The sequence below is a fragment of the Variovorax sp. FG153 genome (assembly GCF_057809595.1).
Genome location: NZ_JBMDKG010000003.1, coordinates 95,265 through 118,600, shown reverse-complemented (window position 1 = coordinate 118,600; position 23,336 = coordinate 95,265). Strand labels below are relative to the sequence as shown.

General features: G+C 66.9%; 22 protein-coding genes. 13 read left to right on the top strand and 9 right to left on the bottom strand.

The annotated features are described in order from the left end of the window. The first annotated feature begins 65 nt into the window (after positions 1-65). The 5 genes from ACODT0_RS05775 (at position 66) to ACODT0_RS05755 (ending at position 4,434) form a co-directional block, all read left to right on the top strand. Complete coding sequence (locus ACODT0_RS05775; protein WP_057595488.1) at positions 66-1,082, top strand: Bug family tripartite tricarboxylate transporter substrate binding protein; 1,017 nt, start codon at positions 66-68, stop codon at positions 1,080-1,082. A gap of 33 nt (positions 1,083-1,115) precedes the next feature. Further along, on the top strand, positions 1,116-1,865 hold the full coding sequence (locus ACODT0_RS05770; RefSeq protein WP_489040831.1) for an electron transfer flavoprotein subunit beta/FixA family protein: 750 nt from the start codon (positions 1,116-1,118) through the stop codon (positions 1,863-1,865). 2 nt (positions 1,866-1,867) lie between these two features. Beyond that, positions 1,868-2,800 (top strand): electron transfer flavoprotein subunit alpha/FixB family protein, encoded by a 933-nt coding sequence (locus tag ACODT0_RS05765; protein ID WP_489040830.1) that lies wholly within the window; start codon positions 1,868-1,870, stop codon positions 2,798-2,800. Between the two features lie 14 nt (positions 2,801-2,814). Further along, positions 2,815-3,786: an NAD(P)H-dependent flavin oxidoreductase gene (locus tag ACODT0_RS05760; protein WP_489040829.1), complete on the top strand. Its 972-nt coding sequence runs from the start codon at positions 2,815-2,817 to the stop codon at positions 3,784-3,786. A gap of 378 nt (positions 3,787-4,164) precedes the next feature. Then, positions 4,165-4,434 carry a hypothetical protein gene (locus ACODT0_RS05755; RefSeq protein WP_489040828.1) on the top strand — a complete coding sequence of 90 codons (270 nt, stop codon included), beginning with the start codon at positions 4,165-4,167 and terminating at the stop codon, positions 4,432-4,434. A gap of 364 nt (positions 4,435-4,798) precedes the next feature. Here the strand turns inward: ACODT0_RS05755 and ACODT0_RS05750 are convergent, their stop codons facing one another. Beyond that, positions 4,799-8,551 carry a hypothetical protein gene (locus ACODT0_RS05750; protein ID WP_489040827.1) on the bottom strand — a complete coding sequence of 1,251 codons (3,753 nt, stop codon included), beginning with the start codon at positions 8,549-8,551 and terminating at the stop codon, positions 4,799-4,801. A gap of 455 nt (positions 8,552-9,006) precedes the next feature. On the opposite strand from ACODT0_RS05750, the gene ACODT0_RS05745 reads away from it, so the two are divergent. The 3 genes from ACODT0_RS05745 (at position 9,007) to ACODT0_RS05735 (ending at position 12,068) form a co-directional block, all read left to right on the top strand. Continuing rightward, a complete protein-coding gene (locus ACODT0_RS05745; RefSeq protein ID WP_057598344.1) occupies positions 9,007-9,576 on the top strand; it encodes a TRAP transporter small permease in 570 nt (189 codons plus the stop codon). Then, positions 9,573-10,871 (top strand): TRAP transporter large permease, encoded by a 1,299-nt coding sequence (locus tag ACODT0_RS05740; protein ID WP_057590991.1) that lies wholly within the window; start codon positions 9,573-9,575, stop codon positions 10,869-10,871. Before ACODT0_RS05745 ends, ACODT0_RS05740 begins: the two co-directional genes overlap by 4 nt. A 162-nt stretch (positions 10,872-11,033) precedes the next feature. Further along, positions 11,034-12,068: a DctP family TRAP transporter solute-binding subunit gene (locus tag ACODT0_RS05735; RefSeq protein WP_489040826.1), complete on the top strand. Its 1,035-nt coding sequence runs from the start codon at positions 11,034-11,036 to the stop codon at positions 12,066-12,068. 28 nt (positions 12,069-12,096) lie between these two features. On the opposite strand, the gene ACODT0_RS05730 is transcribed toward ACODT0_RS05735, so the two are convergent. Next, positions 12,097-13,062 (bottom strand): GlxA family transcriptional regulator, encoded by a 966-nt coding sequence (locus ACODT0_RS05730; RefSeq protein ID WP_489040825.1) that lies wholly within the window; start codon positions 13,060-13,062, stop codon positions 12,097-12,099. A gap of 105 nt (positions 13,063-13,167) precedes the next feature. Between ACODT0_RS05730 and ACODT0_RS05725 the strand changes: the two genes are divergently transcribed. Together ACODT0_RS05725 and ACODT0_RS05720 are read left to right on the top strand one after the other, a co-directional pair. Next, entirely contained in the window at positions 13,168-13,998 is an 831-nt protein-coding gene (locus tag ACODT0_RS05725; protein ID WP_489040824.1) for a dienelactone hydrolase family protein, read from the top strand. Between the two features lie 59 nt (positions 13,999-14,057). Further along, complete coding sequence (locus ACODT0_RS05720) at positions 14,058-15,035, top strand: nucleoside hydrolase (protein WP_489040823.1); 978 nt, start codon at positions 14,058-14,060, stop codon at positions 15,033-15,035. Positions 15,036-15,084: 49 nt separating this feature from the next. On the opposite strand, the gene ACODT0_RS05715 is transcribed toward ACODT0_RS05720, so the two are convergent. Both ACODT0_RS05715 and ACODT0_RS05710 read right to left on the bottom strand, forming a co-directional pair. After that, a complete protein-coding gene (locus ACODT0_RS05715) occupies positions 15,085-16,695 on the bottom strand; it encodes a GMC family oxidoreductase (RefSeq protein WP_489040822.1) in 1,611 nt (536 codons plus the stop codon). Between the two features lies 1 nt (position 16,696). Beyond that, positions 16,697-17,668: a Bug family tripartite tricarboxylate transporter substrate binding protein gene (locus tag ACODT0_RS05710; RefSeq protein ID WP_296739415.1), complete on the bottom strand. Its 972-nt coding sequence runs from the start codon at positions 17,666-17,668 to the stop codon at positions 16,697-16,699. 132 nt (positions 17,669-17,800) lie between these two features. Here ACODT0_RS05710 and ACODT0_RS05705 point away from each other — a divergent pair, with 132 nt between their 5' ends. Together ACODT0_RS05705 and ACODT0_RS05700 are read left to right on the top strand one after the other, a co-directional pair. Continuing rightward, entirely contained in the window at positions 17,801-18,736 is a 936-nt protein-coding gene (locus ACODT0_RS05705; protein WP_422098088.1) for a LysR family transcriptional regulator, read from the top strand. Between the two features lie 6 nt (positions 18,737-18,742). After that, on the top strand, positions 18,743-18,970 hold the full coding sequence (locus tag ACODT0_RS05700; RefSeq protein WP_365958480.1) for a glutathione binding-like protein: 228 nt from the start codon (positions 18,743-18,745) through the stop codon (positions 18,968-18,970). A 9-nt stretch (positions 18,971-18,979) separates the two neighbouring features. Here ACODT0_RS05700 and ACODT0_RS05695 read toward each other — a convergent pair whose 3' ends face one another. Both ACODT0_RS05695 and ACODT0_RS05690 read right to left on the bottom strand, forming a co-directional pair. After that, positions 18,980-19,309 carry a peptidyl-tRNA hydrolase gene (locus ACODT0_RS05695; protein ID WP_489040821.1) on the bottom strand — a complete coding sequence of 110 codons (330 nt, stop codon included), beginning with the start codon at positions 19,307-19,309 and terminating at the stop codon, positions 18,980-18,982. A 45-nt stretch (positions 19,310-19,354) separates the two neighbouring features. Next, entirely contained in the window at positions 19,355-19,774 is a 420-nt protein-coding gene (locus tag ACODT0_RS05690) for a surface-adhesin E family protein (protein WP_489040820.1), read from the bottom strand. A gap of 180 nt (positions 19,775-19,954) precedes the next feature. Between ACODT0_RS05690 and ACODT0_RS05685 the strand changes: the two genes are divergently transcribed. Continuing rightward, positions 19,955-21,016 (top strand): alpha/beta hydrolase family protein, encoded by a 1,062-nt coding sequence (locus ACODT0_RS05685; RefSeq protein ID WP_489040819.1) that lies wholly within the window; start codon positions 19,955-19,957, stop codon positions 21,014-21,016. A gap of 57 nt (positions 21,017-21,073) precedes the next feature. Here ACODT0_RS05685 and ACODT0_RS05680 read toward each other — a convergent pair whose 3' ends face one another. The 3 genes from ACODT0_RS05680 to ACODT0_RS05670 are packed head-to-tail and all read right to left on the bottom strand — an operon-like array spanning position 21,074 to position 23,269. After that, positions 21,074-21,811 carry an amino acid ABC transporter ATP-binding protein gene (locus tag ACODT0_RS05680; RefSeq protein ID WP_057590997.1) on the bottom strand — a complete coding sequence of 246 codons (738 nt, stop codon included), beginning with the start codon at positions 21,809-21,811 and terminating at the stop codon, positions 21,074-21,076. A gap of 38 nt (positions 21,812-21,849) precedes the next feature. Further along, on the bottom strand, positions 21,850-22,539 hold the full coding sequence (locus ACODT0_RS05675; protein WP_057590982.1) for an amino acid ABC transporter permease: 690 nt from the start codon (positions 22,537-22,539) through the stop codon (positions 21,850-21,852). A 1-nt stretch (position 22,540) separates the two neighbouring features. Continuing rightward, entirely contained in the window at positions 22,541-23,269 is a 729-nt protein-coding gene (locus ACODT0_RS05670; RefSeq protein ID WP_057590981.1) for an amino acid ABC transporter permease, read from the bottom strand. Positions 23,270-23,336 lie beyond the last annotated feature (67 nt).

Genomic DNA, 23,336 nt, shown 5'->3' with positions numbered 1-23,336 from the left:
GGCGGGCCGCAGCGCACGGCCCGCCGCCTTTCGTTTCTCCGACCCCAAGAACCATCAGGGACACCATGACCATCACCCGACACCCGACCCGTCGCGCGCTGCTGCGCGCCACCGCCACCACCGCAGGTGCTGCCGCCCTGTTCGCGCTGGCCCATGCGCCGGCGCAGGCCCAGGCGCCCTATCCGAACAAGCCGATCCGCATGGTCGTGCCCTTCCAGGCCGGCGGCGCCACCGACGTGCTCGCGCGCGTGCTGGGCCAGAAGATGTCGGCCGGTCTCGGCCAGCCCATCGTCGTCGACAACAAGCCCGGCGCGGCCGGCATCATCGGCACCGACGCGGTCGCCAAGTCGGCGCCCGACGGCTACACCATCGTGCTGGGGCTGAGCAATTCGCTGATGACCAACGAATTCCTCTACGAGAAGCTGCCCTACGACACGGCGCGCGATCTCACGCTGGTCTACCAGATCGCGGCCGCGCCGCTGGTGCTGGTGGTGCATCCCAGCGTGCCCGCCAAGACCGGGCCCGAGTTGCTGAAGTACGTCGTCGCCAACAAGGGCAAGGTCGCCTATGGCTCGTACGGCATCGGCGCCTATCCGCACCTGGCCGGCGCGCACATGAGCCTTGCCACGCAGTCCGACATGAGCCACGTCGCCTACAAGGGCGAGGCGCCGATGATGCAGGACCTGATCGGCGGCCAGATCCAGATGGCCTATGCCAGCGCGCTGGTTGCCAAGCCGCACATCGACTCCGGGAAGATCCGCGCCATCGGCGTGAGCGGCGAGCGCCGCATGAGCACCCTGCCCAACGTGCCCACGCTGGCCGAGCAGGGCCTCAAGGACGAGGCCTACCGCGTCACCGGCTGGCTCGCCATCGCCGTGCCCGCCAAGACGCCCAAGCCCATCGTGGACCGCATCGCCGAGGAAGTGCGCAAGGCCACGCAGCAGCCCGACGTGCGCGAGCGCATCGCGGCCATGGGCTTCGAGATCAAGGACAGCTCGCCCGAACTCTTCGCCGCCGCCTGGAAGGCCGAGCGGCCGATCTGGGAGCGCCTCATCAAGCAGTCGGGCGCGAAGCTCGAGTGAACCTCTCCTCCGTTTTTCATTGAAGGACCAGCCATGAAGATTCTCGTGCCCGTCAAACGGGTCGTCGACTACAACGTGAAGGTGCGCGTCAAGAGCGACGGCACGGGCGTGGACATCGCCAACGTCAAGATGAGCATGAACCCCTTCGACGAGATCGCCGTCGAAGAGGCCGTGCGCCTGAAGGAGAAGGGCGTGGTGACCGAGGTCATCGCCGTCTCGTGCGGCGACGCCAAGTCGCAGGAAACCCTGCGCACCGCGATGGCCATCGGCGCCGACCGCGGCATGCTGGTCGAAACCTCGGAAGAGCTGCAGCCGCTGGCCGTCGCCAAGCTGCTCAAGGCGCTGGTCGACAAGGAACAGCCCTCGCTCATCATCCTGGGCAAGCAGGCCATCGACGACGATGCCAACCAGACCGGCCAGATGCTGGCTGCGCTGGCCGACCTGCCGCAAGCCACCTTCGCGAGCAAGGTCGAAGTCGCCGGCGACAAGGCCAACGTGACGCGTGAAGTCGACGGCGGCCTCGAGACCGTCTCGCTCACGCTGCCGGCCGTCATCACGACCGACCTGCGCCTGAACGAGCCGCGCTACGTCACGCTGCCCAACATCATGAAGGCCAAGAAGAAGCAGCTCGACACCTTCAAGCCCGAGGACCTGGGCGTGGACGTCAAGCCGCGGCTGAAGACGCTGAAGGTCTCGGAGCCGCCGAAGCGCGGCGCCGGCATCAAGGTGCCCGACGTTGCAACGCTGGTCGACAAGCTGAAGAACGAAGCGAAGGTGATCTGAACATGAGCGCACTTGTCATTGCCGAACACGACCACGCCAGCATCAAGCCGGCCACCCTCAACACCGTGACCGCCGCGCTCGCCTGCGGTGGCGACGTCCACGTGCTCGTTGCTGGCGCCAACGCGGCCGAAGCCGCCAAGGCCGCTGCCCAGATCGCTGGCGTCACCAAGGTCATCGCCGCCGACAGCGCCAGCCTCGCCGAGAACCTCGCCGAGAACGTCGCGGCGCAAGTCCTCGCGATCGCTTCCAACTACAGCCACATCCTGTTCCCCTCGACCGCCAACGGCAAGAACGTCGCGCCGCGCGTGGCCGCCAAGCTCGATGTCGCGCAGATCAGCGACATCACCAAGGTCGACAGCCCCGACACCTTCGAGCGTCCGATCTATGCGGGCAACGCCATTGCCACCGTGCAGAGCAGCGATGCGACCAAGGTCATCACCGTTCGCACCACCGGCTTCGATGCAGCCGCCGCCACCGGTGGCAGCGCAACGGTCGAAACGGCCGAAGGCGTCGCAGACAGCGGCAAGAGCAGCTTCGTCGGCCGTGAAGTCACGAAGAGCGAGCGCCCCGAACTGACGGCCGCCAAGATCATCGTCTCCGGTGGCCGCGCGCTGGGCAGCGCCGAGAAGTTCACCGAAGTGATGGCCCCGCTGGCCGACAAGCTCAACGCGGGCCTCGGCGCCAGCCGCGCAGCAGTCGATGCGGGCTACGCGCCGAACGACTGGCAAGTGGGCCAGACCGGCAAGATCGTCGCGCCGCAGCTGTATATCGCCGCGGGCATCTCGGGCGCGATCCAGCATCTGGCCGGCATGAAGGACTCGAAGGTGATCGTGGCGATCAACAAGGACGAGGAAGCGCCGATCTTCTCGGTGGCCGACTACGGCCTCGTGGCCGACCTGTTCACGGCCGTGCCCGAGCTGGTGAAGACGCTGTAAGAGGAAGCGCCCGCATGAAGACCCGCATCACCGAGCTGCTCGGCATCCGCTACCCGATCGTGCAGGGCGGCATGCAGTGGGTGGGCCGCGCCGAACTGGCCGCGGCCGTCTCCAACGCCGGCGGCCTGGGCATCGTGACCGCGCTCACGCAGCCCACGCCCGACGACCTGCGCCGCGAGGTCGAGCGCACCCGCGCGCTCACCGACAAGCCCTTCGGCGTGAACCTCACGATCCTGCCGGCCGTGAAGCCGCCGCCCTATGCCGAGTACGTGCAGGCGATCATCGACAGCGGCGTGAAGATCGTGGAGACCGCGGGCAACAGCCCGAAGGACTTCATCGAAGCGCTCAAGCGCCACGACGTGAAGATCGTCCACAAGTGCACCTCCGTGCGCCACGCGCTGTCGGCCGAACGCAATGGCGTCGACGCCGTGTCGGTCGATGGCTTCGAGTGCGCGGGCCATCCGGGCGAGGACGACGTGCCGGGCCTGATCCTGCTGCCGATCGCGGCACGCAAGCTGCGCATCCCCATCATCGCCTCGGGCGGCATCGCCGACGGCCGCGGCATGGCGGCCGCGCTCGCGCTCGGCGCCGAGGGCGTGAACATGGGCACGCGCTTCTGCGTGACCAGGGAAGCGCCGATCCACGACAACATCAAGCGGGCGTTGGTGGATGCGAGCGAGCGCGACACCAAGCTGATGTTCCGCACCATGCGCAACACCGCGCGCGTGTTCCGCAACGCGATCTCCGAAGAGGTGGTGGCCACGGAGAACCGTCCGGGTGGCTGCGAGTTCGAGGAGATCCGCCCGCTGGTGGCTGGCGCGCGCGGCCGCGCCGCGCTGGAGTCGGGCGCGGTGCAGGACGGCGTGGTCTCGGCCGGCCAATGCATCGGGCTGATCGACGACATCCCGACTTGCGCGGAGCTGCTGGAACGCATGGTGCGCGAGTGCCGAGAGCATCTGGACCGGGCGCGGTCCTGGATGGACTGAGTCTTTTCCTGCCCGCATCCCGGCGGCGATCACGCCGACCGGGACCTGCACGCCACGGCCTCTTCGAGGCCTGTGCGCCGTGCATTGCCGAAGCTGCATTTATTGGCGGTTGCCGCGACTTCGTGCCGAACGGCACGGCAACCCGCCCACTTCTTCCCTAGAGTTGATGCCCCTGTCACTCGCTACCCCAACCGTGGGAGCAGAAAGGCGCAACACACCAATCCACTGAGATGTTCGAAGGCTGCTTGCCTCGCGGCAGGTCGTCGGTGCGAAAGCAGCGATGCGGATGCGAGGTATCAAAAGGCGACGGCCAGGGTGTAGTGAGCACCCCGGCCGTCTAACCAAAAACGTGCAACCACCTCTAAGGAGCGCACATAAATGGCTACCAAGACTATAGCCCGGCGTCGCACGCCGGTATCTCCCGGAGAAACCGCCCAAGGCCCGGCGGATCTCCTCGAAAACACCCTCTCTCAACTCGAAGCGCTGCTGTGGGTCTGCCACGGGAAAGACATCGATTGGTGCAGCGGTGATGGGCCTCGACAACTGGACAACCTGATCTGGCTTGCGGCTGGACTTGCGCGCGAGGCGGGGGAGTTGTTTCAGATGAGCGAGAAGGCGCGACATGGGGCGCTTGAGGCTGGCGGGTAGGGGCTGGTCTGCGGGCTGCGGATTTCGCAGCCTGCCCTAGTGAACGGGTTCTTTGAGGTACGCGGCTGAAATCCTCGCGCTGTAGGGAATCTGGTTTAGCTGAGGTTGCGTGTGGGACAGGACCGGGTGAGAGCGATGCACTCCATGCTGATCATCGACAGACAATGCAAGCATCAGTTTGCAGCGATTCCAGTCTATTGCGTCTTCCGGCCCAGTGCCAGTCGGCGCACAGCAGACATTCCCGGCAAAAATGATCCATCGTGGCAACAACAATGCAGTAGACCAACTGCCAATGGATTAATGGCTTCGACCTTGATCAATCGAAGCACATTACCCGATGAACAGCGCCACCTGATTCGAACACTCAATTCCGGAGCCGGTCTTTCGCCGCGCGGATGTCTTCACCCTCGGCACTCTTTTCCCAGCTATTCGCCAGATTGAACAGCATGGCCGAAGTCCGCGGATAGCCAGCAGCGATCTTTGCCCACTTCTTCGCTTGCTCTGCAAACGTCCTTTCTTGCTCGCCTCCCTCGCCAATCGCCTTGCCGAAAACGCCACGCATGTTGTGCCGCTCCACAATGATGCCGCTATCAACGTCGTCACTTGCCAGTCTTTCGATTGCGGTTCGCACCGCGCTGTGTGGCCACCCCTTGTCCGAATCGTCGTTTGGCGCATGAGCGAGAACGTGGCCGATGTACTGCTCCGTGATGCGCACTCGATCTGCCTCAGCAGCGAGTTTCTGGACCGCAAGACACCACTCCACAACGGTTTTTTCGTCGACGTCGCTCCCTGTCTGGCCTGGCACGATGTTCACGCCACTCAGCAGTCGATACGCTGCTGTCGCGTGACGACGCTTGGCGTCGTCCATTTGCGGCGCCTCACCCGATGCGGGTTTGAATACCAGCTTAATGAACTCAAGGAACAGTTCCGGACGTTGAACAATGAGTTGATGAAGTTTCAGCGGACCCTTCCGGCGATCGAATATAGGTAAGTACGCATACTCCCGCTGGGCAACCTCGTCATCAGAGACATCTGAGCGTCCCTCAAGGGCCTTGAAAACTGCCTCTATGTAGTACGTAGTCATCGTGCCGCTCGCGGACAATGCCATGTTGATCTGGGCAACGGCCTCGTCAAGCATGCGGAACAATGTTGGCGAGTCCACTTCGGCCAACCGGCTGTGCCCTGCGGCCATCGCGCCCATCGCCCTGCCTTCGGCTAGATAGCGCATCAACGCAACGGTGAGGTCGTCTCCAGTGCCCTTGATTGCAAACGGGTGCTTCGTCTGCCAGTAAGCCTTACTGGTTTCCTCACCAAAACTGTCCACGACAGCCCACGATTCTGCGCTTTCTGGAAGTTGCAACAACATGCTCGCCAACGTCTCCGCAGACCATCCGTTCACACCTGCCAGATCGGCCAGGGATTTATTCCAATCAGTCTTGTGCTTAGCAAACATCCATGCCGAAACTGACGAGGCCAACGCGATGAGATCGGCAGTGCCGGCACCAACGGCGGCGAGCACGAACGTCTTGCTGTCCGCTTCGCTTAGATTGGCGCTCTCCAGTGCCGGAGCAATGAGATAAGGAACCTTCACGCGCTGGGCCAACTCGACGATAGCGAGAACGCCGCCGTATTCGAGGATCTCTTTCACAGCCTGCGCACGTGCCTTTTCGATGCTCTCAGTGTCGTCATCTGCCACGCCGGGGATGTGTGGCATCCAGTCGTCAAAGAGATTCGAATGGAGCAGCACAGGGTTCTTCGGCTCAAACCGCTGAACGACTGCGTCTAGTTTGGCGATCGCCTCGCCCTTAAGCGCCCAATCCATGCTCTGATAGGTGCGATTGCGATTCACCTCATGTCGAAGCGCCTTCCACACTTCATATCGCGGAGCGGCAGGCGCAGTCGCCAGGAATTCAGCAGTGGCGGCAAGAATCGAGTCAAACGAGCCCTCCTGCACTTGGCCCAACTCATTAATGAGCGTGATCATGCGAGCGGGGTCTCCCATCACCTGGTCGAGCGCTAACCGCACGACGTGATCTTGACTGCTCCAGACGATGCCATAGGTGAGTTCCTCCACATTCGAACCGCCCGCCTCCCGGAAGAGCGGCCTTGAGTTCGAACTAGAGTGGTCATAGGGCCTCGGAAGCAACTTGACCAACAACTCCCAAGCAAGCCCCGGAAACTCACCGATGATGGTGGTCAGGACACCGTCACGCTGCTTCGATGGAGCATTGGTGTTCGGCGCCCAGGACAGGAAGATTGACCGCAGCGTATTGACAGGCCGGTTCTCCATTTTTAGCCCCGGGTCGAAGGCGGACAGACGAGCGAGCACCTTGCAGACGCGGAGCAGATACGCCGGATCCCATGCCAGAACTTCGAGCGCAAACAACACGAACACATGCGGGCTGGTCGGCGCGAATATGTCATCAGATTCAGCAAACAGCGGCTGGACTTTGTTGGGGCCGCCCTCGAGCAGGTGCTCAAGGGCGCCCAAAAAAGCATCGGGCGAGCCCTCTGCAAGAAAAGTCAGGTTGTCCCGCAAGCTCGCGACCACTCGCCAATCTGTTCCGAGCCCGGGCAAGCTACTGACGATTCCATCCACGAAGCGTTTCGGTGTGGAATTCGGGATCACTAGGCCCACCTCCTCACCCAGCGCCGCGATCAGTAGAAGGGTCGTAGCCAAGCCTTCACGCAACCACGAGCTGTGAATCTCTTCCGGTTTCCTGTCCAGCCGAAACCGATCCGAGGCCTTGGGCGGCTCGACGACGCGCCCGAACACATCTTTAGCGGCAACGGCAAAAGCATTTAGATCGGCTTGGCCAAGGCGCTTTCCAAGGTAGGTAAAGGCGTCGACTGGTGCGCGCATTCGCCACACGGTGTCCACCCGGTCGATCGGCGGGTCCACAGACACCCTCAGGTCGCGGAACGGCTCTTCCACCGCGTCGTAGTCCTTCTGACGCCCAAGCGCCTGGAGCACATCCTTATCCGGCTCACTGGCTGCGTCCCAACCGCCGGCGAGCAACGCAGGGATTAAGTCGCGTGCGTTAGAAAGCCAGGCCGGGTTCTCGGCCGCGCTGCTCGGAATCTGGCGCGCCAGGACCGCAAGACTTCGGCCGCACTTCCGGGCGCGGTCCATCGCAACCTCCTGTGCAGGGAACATCGAAGCCAGCGCTTCCCCGAGCGCATGCGTCGAGGGGCGCTCCAGCACATCAAAGCTCTTGCGATCTTCGTCTGCGCCGGCGCTAATCACGGTCGGCCCCGTCGTCGCCAACTGGCCTGCCCGATTACGCGCCGCACCCCGCGGCAGAAACATGAGATCCTTCATGCTGACCAACTGATCGACGGCTTCCGAAGTATCGACCACGAGGGTTCGCGACTCTAGGTACAGCCGCTTCTGTGCCTCGGCGTTGCGGATCGCGGCCACGGCGAACGCAATGACCTCGTCCGGCGAGTCGGCGGTCAGGCGCAGCTTCGCCTCCCCCGCAATCAGCGCATTTACCAACTTCTCTGCCTGGGCCTGGCGCGCGCATAGAAGAACCTGTTCCGTCAGCGCGGGGACGTAGCGGTTGGAGAACTCAGCCCAGTACTCGTCGATACTGCGTACGCCATGCCTCGGCACCAGTGCCAATACTTCGCGAGCCCACCAAGCGCCCACGCCCGGGTGGTCTGCAAGCCAGTGCTCCAACTGGCTTCCATCGATAAGGTCAACAGCAGCCCACTCTTTGAGGTCGCGCTTCTTCTTGAGCCACGTCTCCCGCTTCAGCCTTGGCTTGTCCCAGGTGTACGCGGTTACAAGCACAAGTGTCATGTTCTTTCGCTCTTCGGCAGAGACTTCGTTCGTGCGTTTCTTGTAGTCGTCGTCCGCTTTCCCCGAGACTTTTACGTCAAGCCCGAACTCCCAGATTGAGTGGCCCCTGGGTACAAACGGCTTGGCGCCAGTGTCTGTCTGGAGGACGCCGTCGAACCCACGGACGTAGCCTTTCTCGCCATTTGGGAAACGGAAGGCACCGATGTCATCGACCGACGCGCGGATCAGGTCCGCAACTAGTCCGGGGAAGAGGGCCTTGGACGTTGTGCGCGCTGCCCAGGTGCCTAAGTCGAATGCGGTGATCCACTTCATACGTTTTGTCCTTCGAGAGCTTCCATTTTGCCCGGCGCCCCGCGGCACCTCTCTCTCACGAAGCTCGGTGGTACGCCCCCGCACGTCCATCTGCAACCAACCGCAGCGGTCGAACTCTCAACCTCACAGCAGCACTTATCGTGCACAGGGCACCGGGTGCTTCCCGCAGCGAAATCAAGGAGGAGGCCGAAGGCCGGGGGACATTCGCGGAGGGAAGCACCCGGTGTCCTGTGCACGCCCCGGACGCCCCAGGCAACCGCCCATAGCCGCCAAAACGCAGAAAACCTACCCCTTCCAGCGCCCCAAAAGCCCAGCCAACAGCTAAGGAAACCCCCGATATATCAGTGGACATTGACGCCCCAGAATCGACGCCAGCTCCCCTGTCGAGGTGTACGGATCGCGTCCCGGCGACCGCCCGGTGACATGGCGCCTGCCCCAGCTGCCCGTTTCCTCCGATGACCACTCCTCCTGAGTCCGGCCCCACGCTGGACGCCGCCAGCCCCCTCCCCCCCGACATCGAAGCCGCCGACGAGCCCACCAAGGTGCCACTGGGCATCGAGGACTGGCTCACCGTGCTCATCATGGGCGCGCTCGCGCTCATCACCTTCGCCAACGTCCTGGTGCGCTACTTCACCGACTCCTCCTTCGCCTGGACCGAGGAGTTCTCCGTGTTCCTGATGATCATGCTGGCGCTGGTCGCCGGCTCGGCCGCGGTCGCGCGCGACCGCCACATCCGCATCGAGTACTTCGCCGAGAGCGGCTCGATGGCGCGGCGCCGCCGGCTGGCGCAGTTCGGCGCGCTGATGATCGCCGCGCTGTTCGGCCTGATCGCCGCGCTCAGCGTGCGCATGGTCTGGGACGACTACCGCTTCGAGGAGACCTCGCCGGGCATCGGCGTGCCGGCCTGGTGGTATTCGATCTGGCTGCCGATCGTGTCGCTGGCCATCGCGCTGCGCGCCATCGGGCTGTTCGTGCGGCGCGGCCGCAAGCACAAGAACAACGACCAGCAGGACGCCGCCGAATGATCGCCACGCTCCTGTTCGTCGCCTTCCTGCTGATGATGCTGGTGGGCGTGCCCATCGGCGCGGCGCTCGGCCTGGCCGGCGCGGCCTGCATCGCGCTCGCCAACACCGACGCCCAGTGGTTCGGCCTGCTCGCGGTGCCGCAGAACTTCTATGCCGGCCTGGGCAAGTACCCGCTGCTCGCCATTCCGATGTTCGTGCTGGTGGGCTCGATCTTCGACCGCTCGGGCGTGGCGCTGCGCCTCGTGAACTTCGCCATCGCCATCGTGGGCCGCGGCTCGGGCATGCTGCCGCTGGTGGCGATCGCGGTCGCGATGTTCCTCGGCGGCATCTCGGGCTCGGGCCCGGCCAATGCCGCCGCGGTGGGCGCGGTGATGATCGCCGCCATGTCGCGCGCCGGCTATCCGGCCGCCTACTCGGCCAGCGTGGTCGGCGCCGCCGCGGCCACCGACATCCTGATCCCGCCCTCGGTGGCCTTCATCGTCTATTCGGTGCTGGTGCCCGGCGCCTCGGTGCCGGCACTGTTCGCCGCCGGCATGGTGCCCGGCGTGCTGGCCGGCCTGGCGCTGATGATTCCGGCCGTATGGCTGGCGCGCAAGCACAAGATGGGCGCGCTCGAATCCACCCTGCCGCGCCCGCCGTTCTGGAAGAGCTTCCGCGAAGCCACCTGGGGCCTGGCGGCGCCGGTGCTGATCCTCGGCGGCATGCGCGCGGGCTGGTTCACGCCCACCGAGGCCGCAGTGGTCGCCGTGTTCTACGGCCTCTTCGTCGGCATGTGCATCCACCGCACCATCAAGGTCCGCGACCTGTTCGTCATCCTGCGCGAATCGGGCGAGCTCTCGGCGGTGATCCTGCTGGTGGTCTCGCTCGCGGGCATCTTCGCCTACTCGCTGTCGACGCTCGGCGTGATCGATCCGGTGACGCGCGCCATCGTCAACTCGGGCCTGGGCGAATACGGCGTGCTCGCGCTGCTGATCCTGCTGCTCATCACGGTCGGCATGTTCCTCGACGGCGTCTCGATCTTCCTGATCTTCGTGCCGCTGCTGCTGCCGATCGTTCAGTACTACAAGTGGGACCCGGTCTGGTTCGGCGTGATCCTCACGCTCAAGGTCGCGCTCGGCCAGTTCACGCCGCCGCTGGCCGTCAACCTGATGGTGTCGTGCCGCATCGCCAAGGTGCGCATGGAGGAGACCGTGCGCTGGGTCGGCTGGATGCTGTTCTCGATGTTCGTGGTGATGGTGCTGGTGATCGCCTTCCCCGAACTCGCGCTGTGGCTGCCCAGGAAGCTGGGGTATTGAACGCGGACAGCCGGACGCAGAGGACGCGAAGGTTTCGCGAAGGACGCAAAAAAGAAAAAGGATGTTCCTTTCGCGTCCTTCGCGAAACCTTCGCGTTCTTCGCGAAACCTTCGCGTTCTTCGCGTCCGGCTGCCCGATTTTTTCAACGAGGAGATAGATCAGATGAAATTCCGCCGCACTCTGCTGGGCCTCGCGATGGCCGCCACCGCTCTCGGCTTCACGACCGGCGCCATGGCGCAGGCCACCTACAAGGCCGAGTACAAGATGTCGCTGGTGCTGGGCCCGCCCACGCCGTGGGGCCAGGCCGGGAAGATCTGGGCCGACCTCGTGAAGGAGCGCACCCAGGGCCGCATCAACATCAAGCTGTACCCGGGCGTGTCGCTCATTCAAGGCGACCAGACGCGCGAGTTCAGCGCGCTGCGCCAGGGCGTGATCGACATGGCCGTGGGCTCGACCATCAACTGGTCGCCGCAGGTCAAGCAGCTCAACCTGTTCTCGATGCCCTTCCTGATGCCCGACTACGCGGCCATCGACGCCCTCACGCAGGGCGAGGTCGGCCAGGAGATCTTCAAGACCCTCGACAAGGCCGGCGTGGTGCCGCTGGCCTGGGGCGAGAACGGCTTCCGCGAGATCACCAACTCGAAGCGGCCGATCAAGACGCCGGCCGACGTCAAGGGCATGAAGATCCGCGTGGTCGGCTCGCCGATCTACTCCGACATGTTCACCGCGCTGGGCGCCAACCCCACGCAGATGAGCTGGGCCGATGCGCAGCCCGCGCTCGCCAGCGGCGCCGTCGACGGCCAGGAGAACCCGCTGTTCCTGTTCACCGTGCTCAAGATGCACACCGTGGGCCAGAAGTTCGTGACCACCTGGGGCTATGTGGCCGACCCGCTGGTGTTCGTGGTCAACAAGGAGATCTGGGCCTCGTGGACGCCGGCCGACCAGGCCATCGTGCGCCAGGCCGCGATCGACGCCGGCAAGGAAGAAATCGTCATCGCGCGCAAGGGCCTGGTGGAAGCCGACAAGCCCGTGCTCAAGGACATCGCGGGCATGGGCGTGACGGTGACCAGCCTCACGCCCGAGGAGCGCGAGGCCTTCGTGAAGGCCACGCGCCCGGTGTACGAGAAGTGGAAGCCGACCGTGGGCGCCGACCTCGTGGCGCGCGCCGAGAAGGCGATCGCGGCGCGCAAGAAGTAAGAGCAAACGCCACGCGGGCCGGCGCGCCTCAGTTGCGATAGCGGCTGGGGTTCGCGCCCGCCACCTTCTTCATCAGGCGCCGCAGCGCGGTGGCGTCCTGATACCCGACGGCGCCGGCCACCTGGTCGACCGTCATGCGGCTGGACTCGAGCAGCGCCCGCGCGCGCCGCAGCCGCACGCCCTGCAACAGCGCCTGCGTGCTCTTGCCGGTGGCCTTCATCACGTGGCGCGCGAGCGTGCGCTCCGACATGCAGAACTCGCGCGCCAGCTCGCTCACCGAGGGCGGTGCCGGCAGCGCCGCTTCCACGCGTGCCGCAAGCCGCGCCACCAGGTCGTTGCCGTTGGCCAGCAGCTCGGGAACGATGAACGGCGCCTGCGCCTGGCGCCCGTCGATCAGCAGCAGCCGCGACACCAGATCGGTGAGCGCGCTGCCGCAGCGTTCGCGCAGCAGGTGCAGCATCAGGTCGGTCTGCGCGAAGGCCGCGCCGGCCGTGACCACCGCGCCGTCGGCGCAGACCATGCGGTCGACGTCGACCGTGCAATCGGGCGCCATGCGCTTGAGCAGCGCGGCATACCACCACGAGGTGGTCGCGCGGCGGCCCTGCAGCAGGCCCGCCGCATTGAGCAGGAACACCGCCGAGCACGAGGCCGCGACCTGGCCGCCGGCGCGTGCATGGCGCGCGAGGCCCTCGATGGCGCGCGCGGCGTCCTCGCTCTCGAGGCAGCGGCGGATCTGCTCGGGCGTGTCGAGCCCGAGCCCCGGCACCACCCAGGTCGAGCGGTCGTCGCGCGCGCGGGCCGGCAGGCGCACGGTGTCGATGTGCATGCCCGAGCGCAATGGCACCATGCCGCCGGCCGGCGAGCACAGCCGCCAGCGCGGCGGCGCCACGCCGGCGCGCGCGGCCACCGAGCGCGCGGCGCCGAGGATGTCGGCCGTGGCGGCGACGCTGGAGGCGAAGGCGCCGGGAAGCACCAGGATCGTGAAGTCATGCATGGGGAGGTGTTGTCCGATTCGGCCCTGAAACAGTCAAACAGGACACTGCCATTCTGAACGGCCGGTGGGCCCAATACAAGCTTCATCCACCCCACTGCCCACGCCATGTCCCACGCACCCGCAACCCGCCCGCTCGACCGCGACGACCCGCTCGACGACTTCTCTTCACGCGAGATCGAACTCGACGGCGTCGCCAAGAAGGTCTACCTGATGGGCCACGGCCCCGCGGTGATCGTGATGACCGAGATGCCCGGCATCAGCCCGCAGGTGGCGCGCTTCGCGCGCTGGGTGCGCGATGCGGGCTTCACCGTCTACATGCCCTCGCTGTTCGGCCACGACGGGGCCGTGCCGCAGGCCGAGGAAGGCGCGGCGGTGTTCAAGCGCGCCTGCGTGAGTGCCGAGTTCCGCGCCTTCGCGTCGAATGCCTCGAGCCCCGTCACGCAGTGGCTGCGCGCGCTCGCGCGGCTCGCGCACGCCGAATGCGGCGGCCCCGGCGTGGGCGCGATCGGCATGTGCTTCACCGGCAACTTCGCGCTGTCGATGATGCTCGAGCGCGCCGTGCTCGCGCCCGTGGTGTGCCAGCCCTCGCTGCCGCTCGACGACCCGGCCGGCACCAACGTGGCGGCCGATGAACTGGCCGCCGTGCGCGAGCGGCTGGAACGCGAGGACCTGACGGTGATGGCCTACCGCTTCGACGGCGACAGGTTCTGCAAGGCCGAGCGCTTCGCGGCCTTCTCGCAGGCACTGGGCCCGCGCTTCGTGGCGCGCGTGCTGCCCGACAGCGCGGCCAACCCCGACACGCCGCCCTTCTTCGCGCAGGTGGTCGCGAGCCCGCACAGCGTGGTCACCGCGCACCTGATCGACGAGGCCGGGCAGCCGACCATTGCCGCGCGCGACGAGATCCTGGCCTTCTTCGCGAGGCGGCTCCTGGGCTGAAGCTCTGGCAGACTGGCTGCCCGCAGGCGCGCGCATCGTCGTGCCTGCCTGGAGCCCGCATGCCGACGAACACGCCCCCGCTTTCCGACGACACCACCGTCCACACGCTGATCATCGACACCGACCCCGGTGCCGACGACGTGATCGCGCTGCTGCTCGCCATGGCCTCGCCCGAGCGCCTGAAGATCCAGGCGCTGACGACGGTGGCCGGCAACGTGCCGCTCGCCAAGACCTCGCGCAACGCGCGGCTCGCGCGCGAGTGGGGGCAGCGGCCCGACATTCCCGTCCACGGCGGCGCGCAGCGCCCTCTGCTGCGCACGCCGATCTACGCGGCCGACATTCACGGCAGCGAGGGCATCACCGGCGTGCAGGTGCACGAGCCCGCGCAGCCGCTGGCCGAGGGGCATGCGGTCGACTACCTGATCGACACCCTGCGCGCCGCGCCCGCGCAGAGCGTGACGCTCGCGATGCTCGGCCCGCAGACCAACCTCGCGCTGGCGCTCGCGCAGGCGCCCGACATCGTGCGCGGCCTGCGCGAGCTGGTGCTCATGGCCGGCGCGCACTTCAACGGCGGCAACATCACGCCGACGGCCGAGTTCAACGTCTTCGCCGATCCGCATGCGGCCGAGATCGTGCTCGGAAGCGGCGTGCCGATCACCATGCTGCCGCTGGACCTCACGCACAAGGTGCTGGCCACACCCGAGCGCATCGCGCGGCTGCGCGGCCTCGGCAACGAGGCGGGCCGGATCGTGGCCGACATCCTCGATGCCTATGTGCGGCACGACATGCAGTACTACGGCCTGCCCGGCGGGCCGGTGCACGACGCCACCGTGATCGGCTACCTGCTGCAGCCTTCGCTGTTCAGCGGCCGATGGGTCAACGTGGCGATCGACAGCCGCGAAGGGCTGGGGTTCGGGCAGACGGTGGTGGACTGGTATGGGGGGTTGAAGAAGCCGGCGAACGTGCGCTGGATCGCGGATGGGGATGCGCAGGGGTTCTTCGACTTGCTGACGGAAAGGATCGCGCGCCTGCCCTGAACGGACAGCGCATCCGGCGCCGCCCGCTCGGGAACCAGGCCCCGGCGTCTCAGGCCCGCACGCCGAGGTCTTCGCGCATCAGGTCGGCCGCCCGCTCCGCCATCATGATGATCGGCGCGTTGGTGTTGCCCGAAACGATGCGCGGCATCGCCGAGCCGTCGACGACCCGCAGTCCTTCGATGCCGCGCACGCGCAGCCGCGCATCGAGCACGGCCATCGGGTCGCTCTCGGGCCCCATCGCACAGGTACCCACCGGATGGAAGATGCTGCCGGCACGGCGCCGCACCCATTGCAGCAGCTCCGCGTCGCTGCGCACGGCGGGGCCGGGCTCGTGCTCGGCGGCTATGTGGCCCGCCAGCGGCGCGGCGCCGGCGATCTCTCGCATCGCGTGCACCGCGGCCACCGCGAGCCGGCGGTCCGCCTCGTCGCTCAGGTAGCCGGCCTCGATGCGCGGCGCCGCCAGCGGGTCGGACGATGCGAGCCCGATCCGCCCGCGGCTGTGCGGCCGCAGCAGGCAGGCCGACAGCGTGATGCCGGGGAAGGGATGCGGCGGCTGGTGCGGCCGGTCGAAGCTCACCAGGCCGAAGTGCACCTGCACATTGGGCCAGTCGGCACCGCCTTCCACCGGCAGGAAGGCGCCGGCGCGATAGACGCCGTTGCGCAGCGCGCCGCCGCGGGTGAAGACGTAGCGCAGGAACTCGCGCGCGCCGCGCAGCCGGCTGTTGGCGATGTCGTTGAGCGTCAGCGCGCCGTGGCAGCGGAACGCCGGCCGCACCTGCAGGTGGTCCTGCAGGTTGGCGCCCACACCCGGCAGGTCCAGGGCCACGGCAATGCCATGGTGGCGCAGTTGCTCGGCGGGACCGATGCCCGAGAGCTGCAGCAACTGGGGCGATTGCACGGCGCCCGCGCACAGGACGACCTCGGCCGAGGCGTGCAGCAGGCGACGCCGGCCCTCGTGCAGCACCTCCACGCCCCGTGCGCGCCCGCCCTCGCACAGCACGCGCAGGGTCCGGGCGCCCTCGAGGATGCGCAGGTTGGGCCGCTTCCGCGCCGACGCGAGATAGGCGCGCGCGCTGCTCATGCGCTGGCCGTTGCGCAGCGTCATGCGCAGGTAGCCGGCACCATGGTTGTCGCCGCCGTTGAAATCGTCGGTGCCCGGGATGCCACGCGCTGCCGCGGCGGCAATGAAAGCATCGGACAGCGAATCGGGCGGCAGATCGGCCACGCTGAGCGGGCCGCCTCGACCGTCGCTGGCGCGCGCACGGCCTTCCGGATGCATCGCGCGCTCGAAGTAAGGCCGCACGCTGTCCCAGTCCCAGCCGGGATTGCCCAACTCGGCCCACTGGTCGTAGTCCCGCCGATGGCCGCGCAGGTAGAGCATGCCGTTGATGAGGCTGGAGCCGCCCAGGCCCTTGCCGCGCGGCCAGGGCAACCGCCGCCCGTCCATCTCGGGGTCGGGCGCGGTCTCGAAGCGCCAGTCGTGGCGCGGATGGCCCACGGTCTTGAAGTACCCGATCGGGATGCGCAGCCAGGGGTCGAGGGAAGCGCTGCCTGCCTCAACCAGCAGCACGCGCAGGCCCGGGTCCTCGCTGAGTCGCGCCGCCAGCGCGCAGCCGGCCGAGCCGGCGCCCACGATCACGATGTCGGCGTCGTCGCGCATCTCAATCCGCCTTGATGCGAGCGGCCTTGGCGATGCGCAGCCAGCGCTCCGACTCCGAGGCGATCACGGCGCCGAATCGCTGCGCCGGCATCGGCTCCGGCTCGAGCGCCAGCGGTGCCAGCCGCTCGCGCACCTCGGGCGTGGACAGTGCCTTGTTCAACTCGGCATTGAGCCGCGCGACGATCTCCGGCGCGGTACCGGCCTTGACAGTCATGCCGTCGAAGGAGCGCAGCACGAATTCGCCGAAGCCCTGCTCGGCCAGGGTCGGTACGTCCTTCAGCGCGGGCAGCCGCTCGGCACCGGTGACGCCCAGCGCACGCAACTTGCCGCCCTGGATCTGCGGCAGCGCCGCCGAGGCCGTGAGGAACATGTAGCTCACGCGACCTGCGATCAGGTCGCCCACCGCCAGGGTGAACTGGTTGTACGGCACATGGGTGCTGACGGTGCCGGTCTGCTGGCGGAACAACTCGCCGGCCAGGTGCGCCGGCGTGCCGTTGCCGCCCGAGGCGAAGCTCAAGGCACCGGGCTGGGCGCGTGCCTGCTCGGCCACGTCCTTCGCACTGCGCAACGGGCTGTCCATCGGCGTGACCAGCACATTGGTGCTCCAGGCCACGTGGCCCACCGGCGCCAGGCTGCGCGCGAAGTCGATGTTCTGCGTGGGAAACAGCAGCGGTGCCACCAGCGAGGCCGAGGACAGCATGTAGACGGTATGGCCGTCGGCCGGCGAGCGCAGCGCATCGGCCAGGCCGATGGTGCCGGCGGCACCGGGCTTGTTCTCCACCACCACCGGCTGGCCGAGGCCCGCGCCCATGCGCTCGGCGACGATGCGTCCGGCGACATCGGCCGGCGTGCCCGGAGGCCAGGGAACGATGAGCCGGATCGGCCTCGCAGGATAGGCCTGGGCGCTGGCACCCAGGGGCCACAGCGCGGCCAGCAGGACGACGAGGAACAGATGGCGAAGGAAGAACGGCATGGCGCGATGTCTCCAGAGATGCGGATGGGTTTGCTCTTTGCGGCGGTTCGGCGCGGATTATGGAAAGCGCCCCGGCCGGCCACAAATGAGTTGTTTGCGGCGATTCATGCCATCGGCGGTATAAATCCCGCAATGACCCTTTCGCTGCGCCGCCACCTGACCGTACGCCAGCTGCTGCTCGTCAGCACCCTGGCGCGCGAACTCAACCTGAGCCGCTGCGCCGAGCTGCTGCACACCACGCAGCCGGCGGCCTCGCGCACGCTGGCGCAGCTGGAACGCCAGCTCGGCATCACCCTCTTCGAGCGCACCACCAAGCACATCCGGCCCACGTCGGCCGGCCAGAGCCTGGCGCAGCATGCCGATCGCATCCTGTCGGAGATCGACGTCGCCGAAGAAGATTTGCTGGGCCTGCGCGAAACCGCCGGCGGCGAGCTGCGCATCGGCGCGCTGGCGGTGTTCTCGCCCGAAGCCCTGTCGCAGGCGGTGGCGGCCACCCGCCGCATGCTGCCCGAGCTGATGCCCATCGTGCACCTGCAGTCGCTGGAGACGCTTCACCAGAGCCTGCTGGAAGGCCGCATCGACCTGATGCTGTCGCATGCGGAGTTCCGCATCGACCTCAACCGGGTGGAGGTCCGCGCGCTGTACGAAGAATCGAGCGTGGTGCTGGCCGCGCCCGGCCACCGGCTGGCGAAGCGCCGCAAGCGCGTCAGCTGGGAAGAGCTGGCGCAGGAAGCCTGGGTGCTGCCACCGCGCGACACGCCGCTGCGGCCGAAGATCGACCGCCTGCTGTCCGTGCATCGCGAGCGGCGCCCGCAGGCCGGACCCGATGTGCAGACCGAATCGGCGGCGCTGGCGTTGAACCTGCTGCGCGACGCCGACATGCTGTGGGCCATCGCCAGCCGCCATGCACTTCAGTTCGAGCGCGAGGGCCGCGCGCGGCGCATCGCGACGCCCGACGTGCTGCTGCGCGGTCCGATCTGCTGCTTCTCGCGCCGAGGCGAGATGCTGCGTCCGGCGCAGCGCATGTTCATTGCCGCGCTCGAGCGCGCGGCCGCTCAGGCGGCGTAGCGATCCATCATCGACGAACAGCTTGCCGGCCGCGACTACCTGATGGGCGATAGCTTCACGGCCGCCGACGCCTACCTCCATGCGCTGACCCAATGGGGCCAGGCCGCGTGGCTCGCGTCCGTCTACAGGGCCGACATCCATTTCGATGGGGTGGACAACCTGCGGGACTGGTATCGACGCGTGCGGGCGCGTCCCGCGGTCCGCAAGGCGCTCGATACCGAAGGGCTCAAGTAGGACGCGTCATCAGGACTCCGGCACGACAGGCGGCGCATCTTTGTAGAGCCGAAGAAACTTGAACATCTTCGGCCACTCTTCCCGAGGCTTGAAGACGATCGCCACCTCCCGGTTCTCCAAGGCGGATTCGGTCAAGACCAGATGGTCCGCGACCTGTTTCGCATTCTCGAACTCCTTGGCATTTGCCTTGCAGACCGCCTTGAAGAAAGGACCGGCCAGCCATTGCCGCGTTTCGGGCTCGTCCTGAAACTTGAGATAGCCGGCCAGCGAGGCATGGGCGACCGCGACCATCGCAAAGCCCAACGGAATGTCGTCTCGAACCAGGATGTACATCTTCATGCGATTGCGCACGCCACGGGCGTGTCCTTCCTCGGTTGGCACTGATCAACGTGCTCCGGCACACACGTTCTTGAACACGATCCCGCTCACCGTCGTCGGCCCGCCCACCGCCTTCCACTCGCTGCGCCGGCTCAGGTCGATGTCGTGCGCCTCCAGCGGCCCGTTGTGGCTCACGACGCGGCGCATCTTCTCGCGGGCGCCCTTGCAGTCGTAGTCGTAGAGGTAGCGCGAAGTGCGGTACGGGGTCTTGCCGACATCGGTCTGCAGTTCGTCGTAGCGATAGAGCGTCCAGGCCTCGACGGCGTCGCCGTGCGGACGGATCGACTCGCGCTGCAGCAGCACCTTCTTGCGCGCGGTGGACGCGATCTCGGTCCAGTCCTCGGCGGCTTGCGCCGGCATCAGCGTCATCAGCGCGAGCGCCGTGCAAACCGCCGCCGCGCAATACCTGGATGGATGGAAGCCCATTCTTTTCACCTCCGTGCCAATACGACAGCGGAAGATGGTCGCACGAAACCCGCGACGCGAAGACCGCGACCGCTCCCGTCGCTTGGCGCCGTCTTTCGCGCACTTCATCGCATTCGCCTGGCCGCCGCGCCGTCCCGCGGCAACCATGCGCGCTCCACCGACCCCGCCATGGAGACCTCGATGCGCGCCACTGCCCTCTTCTCTCGCCACGCCCTGCTGCTCGCCTCGGGCCTGTTGCTGTCCTGCCAGTTGCTGGCCGCCGAGGCCGGCTGGCGGCAGCTCCGCATTCCGGGCGCCACGCCCGATGCCGCGCCGACCGTGGTCGCGCTCTACTACCCGACGCAGGCCGCGCCCCGCACGACGGCCATGGGGCCGTTCACCGTGCGCGCCGCGATCCAGGCACCGCCCGACGAGAAGTTCAAGGGCTTGATCCTGCTGAGCCACGGCCTCGCCGGCACCGAGCTGGGACACAACAGCCTGGCCGAGGCGCTCGCGCGCGCGGGCTACCTGGTGGCGGCACTGCGCCATCCGGGCGACAACTGGCAGGACGGCTCGCTGCTGAAGCAGGGCGGGGCCGCCTACTTCGGCGAACGGCCGCGGCAGGCTTCGCACGTGATCGACGCCCTGCTGCAGGACCCGCAGTGGAAGGACCGGATCGCGCGCGACGACCAGGGCCCGCGCATCGGCGCCGTGGGCCACTCGGCCGGCGGCTACACGGTGCTCGCGCTCGCGGGCGCGCAGGCCGACCTGTCGCGCATCGCCGCGCATTGCGCGAGCGAGCGCGCCGCCGATCCGATCTTCTGCGGCGTGGGCCGCGATGACGGGACGGCCGCGACGCCCGCCGCCCCCACCGCCCCGTCCGCATCGCTGCTGCCTTCGCTGCGCGACCCGCGCGTGCGCGCCGTCGTGGCCATGGCCCCGGCCGGCGTGCCCTTCACGGCCGCGTCGCTGGCCCGGGTGCGCGTGCCCACGCGGATCTACGAAGCCGAGCAGGACCGCTTCCTGGTGCCGCGCTTCCATGCCGAATGGATCGCGCGCAACATGCCGACGGCCGAGCTGCGGCGCATCCCGAATGCCTGGCACTTCGCGTTCATGGACACGCCGTCCATGCCCATCCAGACGCCCGATGGCGACATCGCCGCCGATCCGCCGGGTTTCGACCGGCAGGCGCTGCTGGCGCGCCTGGGGCGGGAGGTTCCGGCCTTCTTCGACGAGGCATTGCCGAAGTCCCCGGCGCCATGAAAAAAGGGCCACGCCGTCGCCGGCATGGCCCTCGTCGTTCGCCGCAAGGCGCAGCGTTCAGTGCTGCAGGATCTTGTTGAGGAAGTCCTTGGTGCGCGGCTGGCGGTTCTCGGGCTGGCCGAAGAACTCGTCCTTCGTGCAGTCCTCGAGGATGCGGCCGCCGACGTCGATGAAGATCACGCGGCTCGCGACCTTGCGGGCGAAGCCCATTTCGTGCGTGACCACCATCATGGTCATGCCTTCCTTGGCCAGGCTCACCATCACGTCGAGCACTTCGCCGACCATCTCGGGGTCGAGCGCCGAGGTGGGTTCGTCGAACAGCATCACGATCGGGTCCATGCTCAGCGCGCGGGCGATCGCCACGCGCTGCTGCTGGCCGCCCGACAGCTGGCCCGGGAACTTGTCCTTGTGCGCCATCAGGCCCACGCGGTCGAGCATCTTGAGGCCGCGGGTCTTGGCCTCGTCGGGCGTGCGGCCCAGCACCTTGATCTGCGCGATCGTGAGGTTCTCGGTCACCGACAGGTGCGGGAACAGCTCGAAGTGCTGGAACACCATGCCGACCTTGGAGCGCAGCTTCGGCAGGTTGGTCTTGGGGTCGTGCAGCGGGATGCCGTTGACGGTGATCTCGCCCTTCTGGAAGGGTTCGAGCGCGTTCACGGTCTTGATGAGCGTGGACTTGCCCGAGCCCGAGGGACCGCAGACCACGACCACGTCGCCCTTGGCGATGCTGACCGAGCAGTCGTTGAGCACCTGCACGGGGCCGTACCACTTGGAGACGTTCTTGATTTCGATCATTTTTTCGGACATTTCTTTCTCTCCGGTTCAGTGCTCTGTCAGCGGATGATGGCGATTTTCTTGTGCAGGCGCTTCACCAGGTACGACAGCGCATAGCACATCACGAAGTACACGACCGCGGCGAGCAGGTAGGCCTCGATCGGGCGGCCGAAGTTCTTGCCCGCGGTCTCGAAGCCCTTGAGCATGTCGTAGGCGCCGATGGCGTAGACCAGCGAGGTGTCCTGGAACAGGATGATGGTCTGCGTGAGCAGCACCGGCAGCATGTTGCGGAAGGCCTGCGGCAGCACCACGAGGCGCATGTTCTGGCCGTAGGTCATGCCCACCGCCTGGCCCGCGTTCACCTGGCCGCGCGGGATCGACTGGATGCCCGCGCGCATGATCTCGCTGAAGTAGGCGGCCTCGAACGCGACGAAGGTGATCACGGCCGAGATCTCGGAGCGGTAGTTGGAACCCACCGAGCCGAACAGCGAATAGAACGAGGCCGGCACCAGCAGGAAGAACCACAGGATCACCATCACCAGCGGGATGCTGCGCATGCCGTTGACGTAGAGCGCCGCGGGCGCATCGAGCCACTTCTTGCCCGACAGGCGCATGAGCGCGAGGATCGTGCCGAAGATCACGCCGCCGATCGTGGCCACCACCGTCAGCATGATGCTGAAGTAGAAGCCCTTGATGACGAAGTTGCTGATGACGTCCCAGTTGTAGAAGGACAGGTCGAGATTCATCATGTCAGTGTCCTCCGCCGCCGCTGGCCGAGACGATGAAGCCCGGCACGCGGGTCTTCTTCTCGATGAAGGCCATGAGCCGGTTGATGGCCAGGGCCGACACCACGTAGCACGCCGTCACCGCGAGGTAGACCTCGATGCCGCGCGAGGTTTCTTCCTGCGCCTGCATGGCGAACATGGTGAGCTCGGTGACGGACACGGCGAACGCGACGGACGAGTTCTTGAAGATGTTCATCGTCTCGCTCGTGAGCGGCGGGATGATGATGCGGTAGGCCATGGGCAGGATCACGTAGCGGTAGTACTGCGTCGTGGTGAAGCCCACCGCCATGCCCGCGTAGCGCTGGCCCTTGGGCAGCGCCTGGATGCCGGAGCGCACCTGCTCGGCGATACGCGCCGAGGTGAAGAAGCCCAGCGCCAGCACCACCAGGATGAAGCTGGGCACGCCCTTCATGACCGGAATCAGCGCCGGGATGACGTGGTACCAGAGGAAGATCTGCACCAGCAGCGGAATGTTGCGAAACAGCTCGACCCAGGCATTGCCCAGGCGCACCAGCCACGGGTTGTCGGGCAAGGTGCGGACGATGCCGACCAGCGAGCCCAACACCAACGCGACGATCAACGCCAACAGTGCCACGGACACCGTCCAGCCCCAGGCCGACAGCATCCATTGCAGGTAGGTCGGATATTCCCCCCCGGGGTCCTGCAGGAAGACCTGCCAATCCCAGTTGCCCATTTTCTTACTCCTTCGCCTTCTTCCGAAAATCAGTCCCTGAAAAGAAACGCCCACCGCGAAAGGTGGG

Excerpts from the sequence above, each read along its gene's own strand:
- ACODT0_RS05710 (WP_296739415.1), bottom strand. The coding sequence starts at position 17,668 with ATGCCGTTCTTCCTTCGCCATCTGTTCCTCGTCGTCCTGCTGGCCGCG.
- ACODT0_RS05695 (WP_489040821.1), bottom strand. The coding sequence starts at position 19,309 with ATGAAGATGTACATCCTGGTTCGAGACGACATTCCGTTGGGCTTTGCG.
- ACODT0_RS05680 (WP_057590997.1), bottom strand. The coding sequence starts at position 21,811 with ATGATCGAAATCAAGAACGTCTCCAAGTGGTACGGCCCCGTGCAGGTG.
- ACODT0_RS05720 (WP_489040823.1), top strand. The coding sequence starts at position 14,058 with ATGCCGACGAACACGCCCCCGCTTTCCGACGACACCACCGTCCACACG.
- ACODT0_RS05750 (WP_489040827.1), bottom strand. The coding sequence starts at position 8,551 with ATGAAGTGGATCACCGCATTCGACTTAGGCACCTGGGCAGCGCGCACA.
- ACODT0_RS05770 (WP_489040831.1), top strand. The coding sequence starts at position 1,116 with ATGAAGATTCTCGTGCCCGTCAAACGGGTCGTCGACTACAACGTGAAG.
- ACODT0_RS05745 (WP_057598344.1), top strand. The coding sequence starts at position 9,007 with ATGACCACTCCTCCTGAGTCCGGCCCCACGCTGGACGCCGCCAGCCCC.
- ACODT0_RS05690 (WP_489040820.1), bottom strand. The coding sequence starts at position 19,774 with ATGGGCTTCCATCCATCCAGGTATTGCGCGGCGGCGGTTTGCACGGCG.
- ACODT0_RS05715 (WP_489040822.1), bottom strand. The coding sequence starts at position 16,695 with ATGCGCGACGACGCCGACATCGTGATCGTGGGCGCCGGCTCGGCCGGC.
- ACODT0_RS05755 (WP_489040828.1), top strand. The coding sequence starts at position 4,165 with ATGGCTACCAAGACTATAGCCCGGCGTCGCACGCCGGTATCTCCCGGA.
- ACODT0_RS05735 (WP_489040826.1), top strand. The coding sequence starts at position 11,034 with ATGAAATTCCGCCGCACTCTGCTGGGCCTCGCGATGGCCGCCACCGCT.
- ACODT0_RS05740 (WP_057590991.1), top strand. The coding sequence starts at position 9,573 with ATGATCGCCACGCTCCTGTTCGTCGCCTTCCTGCTGATGATGCTGGTG.
- ACODT0_RS05725 (WP_489040824.1), top strand. The coding sequence starts at position 13,168 with ATGTCCCACGCACCCGCAACCCGCCCGCTCGACCGCGACGACCCGCTC.
- ACODT0_RS05675 (WP_057590982.1), bottom strand. The coding sequence starts at position 22,539 with ATGATGAATCTCGACCTGTCCTTCTACAACTGGGACGTCATCAGCAAC.
- ACODT0_RS05730 (WP_489040825.1), bottom strand. The coding sequence starts at position 13,062 with ATGCATGACTTCACGATCCTGGTGCTTCCCGGCGCCTTCGCCTCCAGC.
- ACODT0_RS05670 (WP_057590981.1), bottom strand. The coding sequence starts at position 23,269 with ATGGGCAACTGGGATTGGCAGGTCTTCCTGCAGGACCCCGGGGGGGAA.
- ACODT0_RS05760 (WP_489040829.1), top strand. The coding sequence starts at position 2,815 with ATGAAGACCCGCATCACCGAGCTGCTCGGCATCCGCTACCCGATCGTG.
- ACODT0_RS05765 (WP_489040830.1), top strand. The coding sequence starts at position 1,868 with ATGAGCGCACTTGTCATTGCCGAACACGACCACGCCAGCATCAAGCCG.
- ACODT0_RS05775 (WP_057595488.1), top strand. The coding sequence starts at position 66 with ATGACCATCACCCGACACCCGACCCGTCGCGCGCTGCTGCGCGCCACC.
- ACODT0_RS05685 (WP_489040819.1), top strand. The coding sequence starts at position 19,955 with ATGCGCGCCACTGCCCTCTTCTCTCGCCACGCCCTGCTGCTCGCCTCG.
- ACODT0_RS05705 (WP_422098088.1), top strand. The coding sequence starts at position 17,801 with ATGACCCTTTCGCTGCGCCGCCACCTGACCGTACGCCAGCTGCTGCTC.